This is a genomic window from Maribacter luteus, assembly GCF_009674825.1.
In the GTDB taxonomy this organism is placed as follows: Bacteria; Bacteroidota; Bacteroidia; order Flavobacteriales; family Flavobacteriaceae; genus Maribacter_A; species Maribacter_A luteus.
In genome coordinates this window covers 85,496-98,888 of record NZ_WKJH01000026.1, presented here as the reverse complement: position 1 = coordinate 98,888, position 13,393 = coordinate 85,496, and the positions used below count along the sequence as shown (strand labels likewise).

General features: G+C 39.6%; 8 protein-coding genes. 2 read left to right on the top strand and 6 right to left on the bottom strand.

From position 1 onward, the window contains the following. Positions 1-5: 5 nt before the first annotated feature. Entirely contained in the window at positions 6-929 is a 924-nt protein-coding gene (nadA, locus tag GJ691_RS16170; RefSeq protein ID WP_154368770.1) for a quinolinate synthase NadA, read from the top strand. 4 nt (positions 930-933) lie between these two features. Beyond that, on the top strand, positions 934-2,487 hold the full coding sequence (gene nadB / locus GJ691_RS16165) for an L-aspartate oxidase (RefSeq protein WP_154368768.1): 1,554 nt from the start codon (positions 934-936) through the stop codon (positions 2,485-2,487). A gap of 390 nt (positions 2,488-2,877) precedes the next feature. Here nadB and GJ691_RS16160 read toward each other — a convergent pair whose 3' ends face one another. From GJ691_RS16160 to GJ691_RS16135, 6 genes are all read right to left on the bottom strand, one after another. Continuing rightward, on the bottom strand, positions 2,878-4,317 hold the full coding sequence (locus GJ691_RS16160; protein ID WP_154368766.1) for an MFS transporter: 1,440 nt from the start codon (positions 4,315-4,317) through the stop codon (positions 2,878-2,880). Positions 4,318-4,319: 2 nt separating this feature from the next. Continuing rightward, entirely contained in the window at positions 4,320-5,816 is a 1,497-nt protein-coding gene (locus GJ691_RS16155; RefSeq protein WP_154368764.1) for a glycoside hydrolase family 30 protein, read from the bottom strand. A 33-nt stretch (positions 5,817-5,849) separates the two neighbouring features. Continuing rightward, positions 5,850-6,890 (bottom strand): glycoside hydrolase 5 family protein, encoded by a 1,041-nt coding sequence (locus GJ691_RS16150; protein ID WP_246200209.1) that lies wholly within the window; start codon positions 6,888-6,890, stop codon positions 5,850-5,852. Positions 6,891-6,949: 59 nt separating this feature from the next. Then, complete coding sequence (locus GJ691_RS16145; protein WP_154368762.1) at positions 6,950-8,245, bottom strand: glycoside hydrolase family 17 protein; 1,296 nt, start codon at positions 8,243-8,245, stop codon at positions 6,950-6,952. 5 nt (positions 8,246-8,250) lie between these two features. After that, positions 8,251-11,691 (bottom strand): hypothetical protein, encoded by a 3,441-nt coding sequence (locus GJ691_RS16140; protein WP_154368760.1) that lies wholly within the window; start codon positions 11,689-11,691, stop codon positions 8,251-8,253. Positions 11,692-11,812: 121 nt separating this feature from the next. Next, positions 11,813-13,354 (bottom strand): sugar porter family MFS transporter, encoded by a 1,542-nt coding sequence (locus GJ691_RS16135; protein WP_154368758.1) that lies wholly within the window; start codon positions 13,352-13,354, stop codon positions 11,813-11,815. Positions 13,355-13,393 lie beyond the last annotated feature (39 nt).

Below are 13,393 nucleotides of genomic sequence, written 5' to 3'. Positions count from 1 at the left end.
TTGTGATGAACCTTAAGGAAGAAATTGAAAAACTCAAGAAAGAAAAGAATGCGGTGATTTTGGCGCATTATTATCAGTATCCCGAAATTCAGGATATTGCCGATTATGTCGGTGATAGTTTAGGTTTGTCCCAAAAGGCGGCTGAAACCAATGCGGATGTTATCGTATTTGCAGGGGTGCATTTTATGGCGGAAACCGCCAAAATACTGAATCCTGAGAAACAGGTATTACTCCCAGACCTAAATGCAGGTTGCTCATTGGCAGACTCTTGTCCGCCAGATCAATTTGAAGCGTTCATCAAGGAACACCCTGGTCATACCGTAATTACATATGTCAATTGCTCGGCGGAAGTCAAGGCTCTGACAGATATTGTTTGTACCTCTTCAAATGCCTTGAAAATAGTGGAATCCTTACCTAAGGATGAACCCATTATATTCGCACCGGACAGAAATCTGGGCAAATACATACAAAAGGAAACAGGCAGGGATATGGTGCTTTGGGATGGCAGCTGTGTTGTGCACGAGGCTTTTAGTCTAGACAAATTATTGGAGTTGTATAAAAAACATCCAGATGCTTTGATCATTGCACATCCTGAATCTGAAGAACACATTTTGAAAACAGCCAATTATATTGGTTCCACTGCGGGGATGATCGATTTTGTTAAAAAGCATCCAAAGAAAAAATTCATTGTGGCCACAGAGGTTGGTATATTACATAAAATGCAACAGGAAGTCCCTGAAGCCGAACTTATTCCTGCACCCGTACAAGAAGACAATACATGTGCATGTAGTGAATGTGCCTATATGAAAGTGAACACGCTTCAAAAATTACATGATTGCTTAAAAAACGAATCTCCTGAGGTAAATGTACCTACATCTATAAGGGAGCGGGCTTTATTGCCTATAGAGCGCATGTTGAAACTTTCCTAGAATTATGGTTGAAAAGAATTTTCTGGTCATTGGATCAGGTGTGGCAGGTTTAACCTTTGCGGTAAAAATGGCCGAAAAGCATCCTGATAGGAATGTAATTATCGTCACTAAGGGCGATGAGGATGAATCTAATACGAAATATGCCCAAGGAGGTATAGCGGTAGTTTTGGATATGGAAGAGGATTCCTTTCAGAAACACATACAGGATACGCTGATCGCAGGTGATGGACTTTGCGATAGGGAAGTGGTTGAAATGGTCGTGAAAGAAGGTCCACAAAGGTTAAAGGAACTCATAGCATGGGAGGCCAATTTTGACCTGAATTCGGAAGGTGATTTTGATTTAGGCAAAGAAGGAGGCCATTCCGAATATCGTGTTGTGCATCATAAAGATGTTACCGGCTATGAAGTGGAAAGGGCTCTTTTGCAGCGTGTGCACCAATTACCTAATATAGAACTTTTATCACATCATTTTGCCATTGATTTGATAACCGATCACCATTTGAATTCCAAAAACGATAACGACATCTCTTGCTATGGTGCCTATGTATTGAATCAAAAAAATGGTGAAATACTAACGATAAAAGCCGATAACACCTTACTGGCTTCAGGAGGTATAGGTAGGGTATATGGGCATACGACCAATCCTATTATAGCTACAGGCGATGGCATTGCGATGGCCTACAGGGCGAAAGCAAAGATTAAGGATATGGAATTCATTCAATTTCATCCTACGGCATTATATAACCCGGAAGGCGGATCTTATTTTTTAATTTCTGAGGCTGTAAGGGGATTCGGGGCATATCTACGTAATAAGTCGGGGTATAGATTTATGCCCGATTATGATGATAGGGCAGAATTGGCTTCTAGGGACATTGTTTCCCAAAGTATAGATAACGAGTTGAAGAAAAGTGGGGATTCGCACGTTTTTCTTGATTGCACACATTTGGACATGGTGGCTTTTAAAAAGCATTTTCCGAATATCTATGATAAATGCAAGGAGTACCATATCGATGTCGAGAAAGATTGGATCCCTGTCGTTCCCGCTTCGCACTACCTTTGTGGAGGTATTGTCGTAGATAAGCAAGGAAAGACCTCGATAAGTAATTTATATGCCTGTGGGGAATGTTCAAAAACAGGATTGCATGGTGCCAATAGATTGGCATCGAACTCACTTTTGGAAGCCTTGGTATATGCCCATAATATTTTCAAAGCCCTTAGTGTTGATTCGCAAGAGTCGAGGCAATTGAGCATCCCCGATTGGAACGATGAAGGTACCAGTATCCCCAAGGAACATATTTTAATACAGCATAATCTAAAAGAATTGCAAGCCTTAATGCGCGATTATGTAGGTATAGTTCGCAGTAACAAGAGGTTGCACAAGGCCATTACCCGTTTGGATTTGATTTATAACGAGGTTGAAGAATTTTATAAAGAATCCAAAATAACCACTACGCTTTGTGAATTACGGAATATGGTAAACGTAGCGCATTTGATTATAAGCCAATCCTTGGAACAGAAAGAGAATAGGGGAGGTTACTTTAATTCGGACAATATATAAGGTTTTATTTATCTGAATAAAGTAAGCCCTTAACAAGTTTAGGCGTTCGGTCTATCTTGAACAGTCCCCAATGTTTCTCAAGTTCTTGTACTTCACGAGATCTTATCCAACGTTCATAGATAGCCTCAAAAACAATTGTTAGGATATCGGGCGGATACACCATTTAACCAAGTCATCGTATTAAACTATTTGATGTTCCCCACTAACATTGGTTGGACATATACCTTTTCCATTGGAAAAAAGTTGTACAACCCGCTTCGGTAATCACTACAGGTTTATCGGGATGGGTGTCCGCTACGCTATATTAATATTGTTTGTCTATTCTAGGGCTTCATGAATATTCTTGTACTCCCAATGTACTTTTTCAATAACAGATATCCTTTGGTATATTTAATCTACAACGGATAGTGGGCTTTGGTGGTCTTTTTTGCGCTTTTCCAATTTTGCCCTAATCTCATTGGCACGTTCTTCTGTAATATCATAATTACGCATAATCAGCATAGCGCCAATTGTTCCTAGTACAGGGAAAAAGCAGAAAAATGCATGTAAAATATCAACAGCGGATTCCTGTTCAGTTGTCACTAAATCCGGATTAAACCCTGCAATAGATATAAATACTCCGCTTAAGGCGCCTGCGATAGCAAAACCAACTTTTACCATCCACCAGTAAATTGCGCCGAAAATACCTTCCCTACGTTTACCGGTATTGAGTTCATCAATATCGATGACATCTGCAGTCATCGACATCATAATGGTAAATAAACTACCAATCCCGAATGAAAAAAATGGGAGAGCTATAATATACATCCACGGCTTACCTGGAACAAAAAGAAAATACATCATCGCATATCCAATAACAGAAATACCTTGACTGAGCATAAAGGCTTTTTTCTTACCTATTTTTTTTGACATTCTCGCAACAATAGGAATTACAATAAAAGTGGTTCCAAGAGCACTTAAACAGCCAAACAAAGAAACCCAAATTCCAGAAGCCTCTACATCACCATTAAATAGCTTGTATACAATGACAAACAAGGTAAGTGAAGATACTGCCATAAATGCGTTGTAGATTAAAAACGTTGCACCACAAAGTTTCCTAAATTGTTTCATTTTAAAAGCTTCGACAAAACTGTAGAGTATTTTGCCTAAACTTTTTCCAATATTGGATAAATTCATTGGTTCATAGTCATTTCCTAGGGTAGATTCACCTTTAATAAAAAAAGCAGGAACCATGGCACAAATTGCACAAACAATAGCAACCCAAATCGAAAGTTCTCTTACAGCAACATCGGCAGAAGAAAACCATTCAGGATCGTACATGATAACCCAAAACCAAGGGGCAATTACCCAAGCCCATTGTCCGATCCATTGGGATATAGCCATGATGTTAGTACGCTCGTGAAAATCATCACTCATTTCATAGCCCATAGCGACATATGGAACACTAAAAAAGGTTAGTCCTAGGTAGAAAATAATTGACCAGATAAAAAAGTACCAAAAATTATATTGTAAAGAATTTTCGGCATAGAGTTGCCACATAAAAATAAAGGCAACCCCCATTATTAGTCCGCCTAGAAGAACATACTGTTTTCGTCTTCCCCATTTTGATTTCGTATTATCCGAAATAAAACCCATGATAGGATCAGTAATGGAGTCAAAAATTCTGGGAAAAAAATAGATAAGTGACCACATCCAACCTGGAAACCCTAAATCTTGTACTAAAACAACCATGAAAATCCCTAGAATAGCAGGAAACATTTGGTTGGCGAACATACCAATTCCGAAGGCTACTTTTTGCCCGAACGGGACTTTATTGATCGTTGTTGACATGTTTATTGGTTTTTAGGTATTACTATTGTTTGTATGGCTTTTGGTGCTATAATGAATTCAACGGATTTCCCATTTAATAGTAAACCGATACTTTTTTCTTTTTCGGTTTCATTAAATATCACGACCGAAATGTTTCCATTGGGGTTTTCCGCAGCAGTAACCAATAGGTCCTTGTCTGAGTTGTCAACTCCAATTACCTTGGCGTTAGGTCTAATGAATTTACTAAAGTGCGACATCGTGAAAAAGAGTGGGGTAAAATAAACCTCATCGGCTTCAGGGTCTACGATTACAGGTGCAATGCACCAGTTTTTAAACCAATTGGGTCCCCCTTGTTTGTCAAGTACCATATTCCAATCTACCCAGCCATCGACCCTATTGTTGAGGCAACCGATTATATCCCTAGCATAGCGGTTAACGGGCGAATATTTTGGATGCAGGTGTTTATCTTTTTCAGGTGCCCAGTCCCAACCCCAATCGGTAGCTTCTTTGGACCAGTACCAATTATCATCTTGCCATACGGGGATTTCAGAATCAACACAAGCTTCTGCTTGTATTAAATATTTATTGGGCGCTTTGTTATGTGCATACTGCAACTCTTCGGGAAAAACTTCAAAGGTGCTGGCATACCAATGTATGGCCGTACCTGCGAAATATTTTGAACTTGCCTCATTTCGAAACATTTCATCTACCCATTCCTTTAGGTGTTCACGATTTTGGTCGTATCCTAGAATTTTCAGATCCCCTTTTCCATCGGCTTCCAATTTAGGTCCTAAATGGTACTCGACGAAGTCGGTCATTTCTTTTGGGCTAAAATGCATGCTTTCCCAGTTATTGCCATTGCCAAGAGGTTCATTCTCTACTGTGAAACCCCAAATATCAATCCCTTCATTTTTATAGGCGTCAACGTATTTTGAAAAAAACAATGCCCAAGTATCATAATATTCGGGAAGCAATTTGCCACCGACCCAATTGTTGTTGTCTTTCATCCAAGGAGCTGCCGTCCATGGCGATGCGAAAATTTTAAATCCATCTTCAGAGGCGGCCATTGCATCCTTGATCATTGGGATAAGGTCATCTTTATCTTCTTCTATAGAAAAGTGTTCCAATTCTTTATCTCCTTCGACAGGACTGTAAGAGTAATTGTCCAATGAAAAATCACAAGAATTCATATGGGTTCTTGTTAGGGAATAATTCGCTCCGTCCTTACTGAAATAGGCATCGATGATTTTTTTACGATTCTCTTTGCCGAGCTTGTTTAATAGGTAGGCAGAAGATTCAGTGAAAGCACCCCCAAAACCTGTTATGGTCTGAAATTGCTCATTGGGATTCAATTTTATCTGTATGGGGTTCCATACTTCCGGAAATTCCGTAATACGCTTCAATTGGTTGCCCGAAGCTGAGGTTTCATATACCTCTACCGTTAATTGTTCTTCTTTTTCGTTACAACTTACCATAACTAGGATAAGTAGGGTTAGTAGGTAGAAACTATTTTTTATCATCGTGAAGCACTTATAATTTATCAATGAAAATTGTTATTTTCGTTTAGGGTGGGTTAGGCCCGTATAGATTTTCTTTATTTCGTAAAAGGTTTCTTTTTTCTTCCTGTCAATATCGACCATACCCCAAAATTCCTCATTGGGAGTGCCGTCATAGGGCACGCCGGTACTATTCGGAGCCCAGCCACCTGGATCTTGGGTTTCCGGATTTCCTGCTTTCCACCATCCATCCGTAAAGGAGAACAGGGTTACGCCTGAGCATATATCGGTGTTGTTAAAGACCGCGTTTAAAATGCTCGTATTGGCATCGGCCTGTGCTTTTTGGTTGTTGCCCGCTTCATATCCATCTTTTGTGATGGTCATATAGCTGTCCCCACCAGCTTCGGACAAATACATGGGTTTTGGGCTAATTGCACTCCATTCGGAAAAAATAGCTGAGGGATCATCAAAACGATAGACGTTCATACCCCAAACATCGATGTTTTTAGATAGGGACAACGCTAAGGAATCGGGTAATTCGCCATGGGCGGTAGCAACCGGATGTGAAAGGTCGTTTTTATGGATAAGCTCGGCAGCATTGTCCATTGCGTAATACCAGTTCTTGACATCACCATTAAACCATTCGGGGTGGTAGTTGTATTCATTTCCCAACTCCCAGAATAATATGGCATCGTGATCTTTATATTTATTTACATAATCGATGAAAGACCCGGAGCGTATATCATAAAATCCCTTTTGGTTATACCCGAAACCAATGATGACTTTAATGCCAGCTGTTTTTAATTGGTCAAGCACAACGACATCATCTATGGGCTCATAAATCCTTATTGTATTAATACCGGCTTCTTCCATTATGGCAATATCCTGGGTTAAATTGCCAAGGTCCCTTTTTTCACTTCCTTTAGGTACAGGGTGATAACAGATTCCTTTAATTAAATATGGGGATCCATTTACTAATATCTGTCTCCCGGAAACAGTTACTTTTTCAGTTTTAGGGACACTGGAACATGAGCCAAGAAAAATTATCAGGAGCATAAAAATGCCATTTAGATAATTGGATGAATATGTTTTACTCATAATCCACTTTTTATTGAATTGCCCTTTTAATGGTATATTATTGGTTTAATGTCGTTGCGTTATTCAGGTTTTGTGATTTCACGGGCCAATGGTGGTACCATAACATCATTCATGAGGGCGTCTTTATCGCCGTTATAGGTTTTTGTTATTGGCCGTCCGTCTCGCGTCAATCCATTAAAGACACCTGCATCAACCAAATTCCATATGGGGAATTTTGCTTCACTCTTTAAATTGATCAATCCGAAATGGTTTTCCGATCCCATGGGATTTTCGGCATCTTTCCATTGTTCATCAAAACCTTCAAAATAAAAGCATGAAATACCATTGGCGTTGGTCCAATCCCGCATATGTTTATAATACAAGCCTTGTTTGTATTCATCGGTAGCCCTGGAACCGCTAGGACCATAGAATCCGTCAGACATCGTAGCCCATCCGGTTTCACCGATATGAATGGGTTTTTGCACGCCCAAACTTTTCATATATCCAGAAACACTATCGTATTGTGATTTTGCGAACTGTAGGGCACGTAGCATGGCCGCATCTATTTTTTCAATATCCGTTAGGCTTTCTTCATTTTCCGGTACGCCCCAAAAAGCTGGATTATAATGGGTATTGTGATAGGGGTAGGTGTGCATGGATATATAATCGACCGCACCGATCAATTTTTCAAGGTCTTTTGTGTGGTATTCTGAGCCGCCGCCGCCCCATGAGGAAAAATCGTCCGAACTGGTAATCCATAGATTTTTGGGTAACTTACCTTCTTTTTTTAGATTTTGAAGGTGGGTAACCCATTTCAAGATCACGGCAGGTTGCACATAATAACTGGCCGCCCATTTGACCATGGCTTCGTTCCCTACCGCGATTATCTTAACGATATCGGGATATTCGTTCGCCAACCTAACGGCTTCTTCAATCTGCCAAGTATTGGCTTTGCTTTCCTCATTGTGGTCAGGTTCTTGATCTGTCCATGCATTTTTACAATCGATCCAGGCGCCTAGCATAACATACATTTCAAAACTTGGGTCTTTTTGCTTCAATTCACTAATGGCCTTCAATAAATTGGCTGCCTGTGGTAAGTGCACTTTGTAGGTGCGCACGATTTTTATGCCCATGGCAGACAAAAGCTTCATGTCTTCTTTGAGTTCATCCAAAGTGGGCTCAATATCGTGATCTACATGCCTGTATCCACCATAGGATATGGCCAAGTATTCCGGATTTCCGAGAATATCTTTTGCATTTTTACTTGCGGTCTCTTTCACTGTTTTGATATTCGGTGTTTGCTTGGCATTCTCCTTACATGAAAAAGCCATTAGCACCAAAAGCATCATAAAGCAGAATCTAAAATATTCTTTCATCGCTTTTATTTTTTTAGGGTTACGACGATTTGTTTTATTTCACCGGTACGTTCAAAAACCATTTTACTGGTCGGAGCATCAAGGTTTCGCCCGTTTAATTCGAGAATTGAACCTTCGCTGAAATGTATGTTCAATCCTTCTTTTTCGGACAATTTGTAGATTATCGGGATTTGACAATAGGTAAAGGCCAGTGATCCTTCTTCAAGTTGTATTTTTTCAACTTCATTGTTTATATCATAATAACTAAAGACTTTTGATGCCTTTAAAAACTCCTCGACCCGAAGCAAACGGGGGTTGAAGAAGATTTTTCCGTCATTGACATAAACACCAAGTTCCCCAAATCTACTTAGTATATCTTCTTTTACCTGTCCTGTCATTCCTGGTTGCTGTGCGCCTTTTCCTGCCGGTGTATGTGAATAGGGATCAGTTGGGAACGCGCCATAGAGTTCAGGGGATTTATGAATACCTATACCTGCTTCTATTTCATAATAATGATCAAGTAAACGTCCGATAATCGATTCATCTTCCTTGTCGGCAACTGCTCTTATACAGATTTCCTGTACCGCCAACAACAATTTTGAGACCATGTGCCAATAAATTGAACCCAAACCTTCATACCCGAAGAAGGTTCCCGATCTACCGGTAAAGGCCTTATGGTTGAATACTTCTTCAAAAGTATCCAATAGCAATGGGGTGTCTTTTTCAACATAGGAGCCATATTGTTCCGGTAAATTTGCCAATGCCTTTTTAAGACTACCTGCATTGTTGAAATTTCCGTTGAAATGGTAATTTCCCAAACCATCTTTTTCAACGATTTGAGTATTGCCGTCTTTGATCAGTTGTTTTATCAAACTTGAGTTCCCGATTTTCTCGGATGGAATGTTGTTTTTATCATAGAAACGGGGAAGTTCCTTGTTCGGATAAAGTATATAGCTGTATTGATCAGGTCTGAATAAGGCACTGTTTTTTAAGGCGTCCAATAGTTCAAGAGCATCTTCACCAACGATATAACCGGAACTTAAAACGGCTACCTGCCCTTCCAGCATTTCGGAAAGGTAAGAGATGGATACTTCCGAATCATTTTCAACGGTCATTAAATTATAGGCATGATACAATTTGTCGTCCCTTTTGTTGGCCCTTATACTATGGTCCAAGTACTTTTTGGAAACTTGTAGGAAGTGCAACAGTTCATTTTTTGTAATGCGCTCCTTATTGCCCTCAAAACCATTTCCATAAATGGTGCTCCTATAGTCGCTACCTGCATTTCCCAGTCCGTCTAACACTGTTTTACGGTCTTTATCGGAAACTTTTCCGGTAAGTATATGGGCATTGCTATCGAAAGTGCCTACTACCTTATTGAAGAACACAGAAAGTTCCTTGGATATTTCACTATCTGCATGGGGCATATTTTCTATTACTCCTTCAAAGAAATCGAGGAACCTTCTTAAATAATACAGGGTAACCATTGATACACCATTGCCTACTAGGGCATTGTTCGCATCGTTCCATTCTGGTCTTTGGGTGTTCATCCAAATACCACCTTCAGGGATGAAGTTGGAAATCTTGGCCAATAGGGTTGCCAAGAGTTTTTCAGTCAGGTTGGCCTTGTAAATCAATGCGTTTTTATCGCTTAACAGCGCTCCATCTGCACCTAATTCATTTCTTTTTTGATTTATTTCAGCGTCTAGACCATCATCGAAAACGATTGTATCCTTAGGATTGGCCAGGATATCTTCATAGCTTTTTATTTTATACGGTACATTGGCGTAAACGAAAATCTCTTGGTTAAAATATGAGGCCAATCTCTTGGGATAATAGCGTTCTATGAATTCCAGGAACTTTAAAAGGTAGATGATCTGGTGATCACCCCAATAACCAATATAGGACCAAGGATCGTCCGGTTCTATGGTTTCCCAATCAAACCCGTCTTTGGTTACACGGTAAGGGTTGTAACCATCGAAGGTTGTTGCGTTCAGGAACTTATGGATCATGTTCTCGATAAACTCGGGATACGAATGTGCCAAGGCTTCCCAGTTTTGGAAAATATCGCGCCAGTTTCCTTCATAATCCAATATTTTGGAACCATCTTCATTTCTTGTGTTGATTGAAAATTTGTTCCAAGGTCTACTGGGATCTCCGTGCCTTCTGCTGAATTTCAACGGCATGTATTCAAAAGCCAGTCTAATAAAATCAGTGTCACCATCTTTGATCGAAAGGTCTTTTAGATCATTGAGTGCAAATTTTTCCGAAAGGCCGGCCAATTCCTTTTCTTTATTATTGAAAACCAATATGTTCGCTTTTTTGAGGTATTTGATGAAATCATTTTTCTCAATTTCATAATTATCATCAAAAATACCCCCTCGCATGATGTTGAAAAGGGTATTGGAAAAATGCCTTGTATTCCTCAGAGTATCCGCTGTCATTTGTAAACCGTCTGCAGCTCCGTTCAGCTCTACCAAAAGCTTAGATCCCAATTCTATATCTTCTTGAATCAATACGGCCAAATTATTCTCCTTCTTCAATAATTCGGAGACCTTGTTGATCGTTACCATCGTTTGGTTAACGTCGGCAATAATCATCCAGTTCTTCAATTCTTTTGACTGCAAGGAAATATCAGCACAGATAAAATAGGCTCCTTTTTCGGCCTTTATATCTTCTTCTTGTTTTATGGCTTTTCCTTTACGGAAAGCATCAAGCTGTTTGGAAGAAACCAAGTGTTTTGCATTTTTAATCCCTGTAGACCATGCAATGGATGCTTTCAATGCCTCACTTGGTTCGGCCTTGTCCACAATAATGGCACTTAGTCCATAGATGCCAATACCGACTTCGGTATCAAGTTCATTTCTTTTATAGGCATCTACCAAGTTACTTTGCCTATTCTGTAATTCGGATGAAACACCATAGGGAAGAATGTTTTGGATACCGTCCAAAATGGTTACGTTCTTCACTGAATCGGTATTGTTGATCAGCGTTGATTTCCTTACAAATCCAAATTTATCACTGGAACACCATTGGTACCTAAAAGTAAGTCCCAGATCTTCATTGATTTCCTCAAAAACAACTTTATTGCCATATGCATTTTTATACAGGTTTCTTTGGGTCTTGTATATGCCTGTATACCTATCGGAAAAGGGTTCCCATAAAAAGGTTTTATCATCCGTATGTACTTGGAGAATGGTTTTACTACCCGTGATATCGGCAGATTCGGTAATTTTATCATCGGTATAATATGGAAAAAGTGATGATTCACTGTTTTTTCTTCCTGCGGTTAAACCTCCATTGCTCGAAATGAACATCCAATGGTTTGAATCGCTCACAATGCTCATGAAGAAAGGTCTCATGCTGTCACTATTTGAAATTTTGTAATAACTTTCGTTATCAAAATTCACCAGTTCCCCTTTTATTTTATCGGCTTCAAAGGAAGCAATGTTTTTTCCTAAATACATGTGGTTTACTTTTATTTTATCGTCGATATTCTATGTTAAAGGCCCCTTCAAAAAAATGGAAAGGGTTTGTTTTTATTTTTTGCTCAATTTTAAGGTAGATCTTCTATAGCTACCGTTAGTTCTATTTTCGTGTCAATAATTCTTCAACTTCTTCCAATGTTCTGCCCTTGGTCTCAATAACAAATTTGTAGACAAAGAGAATGGCGCAAAAAGAGAGTAGGGCATAGATGGCAAATGTCATTGTTGGCCCAAGGTTTGATAACTCCCAAGGAAAAACCTGGGTTACCGAAAAACTTACCAATGAATTAAAAAAGCCAACTACCGATATGGCTATACCTTTGATCCTACTCGGGAAAATCTCGGATATCAATGCCCACATGACAGGCCCGAGTGAAATAGCGAATGAAGCTACATAAAGCAGTATTGCCATTAATACCAACGTGGCGTTGATTTGGATGAAATTGGTAATCTGATTACGCTTAAAGTCCAAGAACTGTTCTTGGTTCAACTTTGGTTCAATTTCAGAAAAAAGGGCAGCCTGACTGTCAAAGGAACTTCCGTTCAAGTCGGCCAAAGCAATTTTGATTTCGGTGTCGCTGATTTTGTTAAGCGTATCATCGTTAAAATTATAAGTGGCATTATTAAAGGCCATGGCGGCCATTAAAAGTGCTATGGTCATGAATGATGTTCCTATTAACAATAGTGGCTTTCTTCCCAGTTTATCGATCAACCATATAGCTACAAGTGTAAAAACCAAATTTGTGAGTCCTACCACTATAGCCTGTAGAAAGGACGAATCGGTACTGCCGCCAGCCTGTTCAAATATGGTAGGGGCATAATAGAAAATGGCATTGATACCGGTTATTTGTTGAAAGAATGCGATGCCCAATGCTATGATCATTATGGTCGCGTACTTATTTTTGAATAAATCGGATATTTTACCTTTTTCTTCTTTTTTGGCTATTCCTCTTTGAATCTCCGAAATGGTGACTTCGGCATATTCTGCGCCACCGATTTTGCTCAATGTTTTTTGTGCAGATGTTACATTGTTTAATTTTAAAATCAACCATCGTGGGCTTTTTGGAACTACCCAAAGGGACAGAAAGTAAATGGCAGCAGGTATGGCCTCAACGCCCAGCATCCATCGCCAGCTTTCACCTTCAAGGTTTACCAAAAAATAATTGGAAAAATAGGCGACCGATATACCGATAACGATATTCAATTGGTTAAAAGAAACCAAGCTGCCCCTTAATTTTGGAGGGGCAATTTCAGCAATATAAATCGGGGCGATCAAAATGGCACCTCCAATTCCTATACCGCCTATAATCCGTGCAATAATGAATTCAGTATAACCTGTGGCCATTGCCGACCAAGTGGCCGAGATGGTAAAAAATGCGGCTACTATTATGAGTATTTTTTTTCTTCCAAAAAGATCCGCCAAAGGCCCAGCCAATAAATTGCCGGCCATAGCGCCAAAAATCACACACCCGACCGCAAAGCCTAGCATGGAATCGGTCATTTCAAAATAAACCGTTATACCCTTTACCGCCCCAGAGATAACAGCACTATCGAACCCCAATAAAAAACCACCAAGAGCGACTATTAAGCTAATAAGAACGGTATAGGATTTGTTCGTTTTTGGTACTGCATCTACTTTCTGCATGGTCCTGTGATTTAGTGGTTAATTAATCTTTATTAAAGG

Coding starts and splice junctions, on each gene's coding strand:
- GJ691_RS16150 (WP_246200209.1), bottom strand. CDS start 6,890: ATGAGTAAAACATATTCATCCAATTATCTAAATGGCATTTTTATGCTC.
- nadB (WP_154368768.1), top strand. CDS start 934: ATGGTTGAAAAGAATTTTCTGGTCATTGGATCAGGTGTGGCAGGTTTA.
- nadA (WP_154368770.1), top strand. CDS start 6: ATGAACCTTAAGGAAGAAATTGAAAAACTCAAGAAAGAAAAGAATGCG.
- GJ691_RS16145 (WP_154368762.1), bottom strand. CDS start 8,245: ATGAAAGAATATTTTAGATTCTGCTTTATGATGCTTTTGGTGCTAATG.
- GJ691_RS16140 (WP_154368760.1), bottom strand. CDS start 11,691: ATGTATTTAGGAAAAAACATTGCTTCCTTTGAAGCCGATAAAATAAAA.
- GJ691_RS16160 (WP_154368766.1), bottom strand. CDS start 4,317: ATGTCAACAACGATCAATAAAGTCCCGTTCGGGCAAAAAGTAGCCTTC.
- GJ691_RS16155 (WP_154368764.1), bottom strand. CDS start 5,816: ATGATAAAAAATAGTTTCTACCTACTAACCCTACTTATCCTAGTTATG.
- GJ691_RS16135 (WP_154368758.1), bottom strand. CDS start 13,354: ATGCAGAAAGTAGATGCAGTACCAAAAACGAACAAATCCTATACCGTT.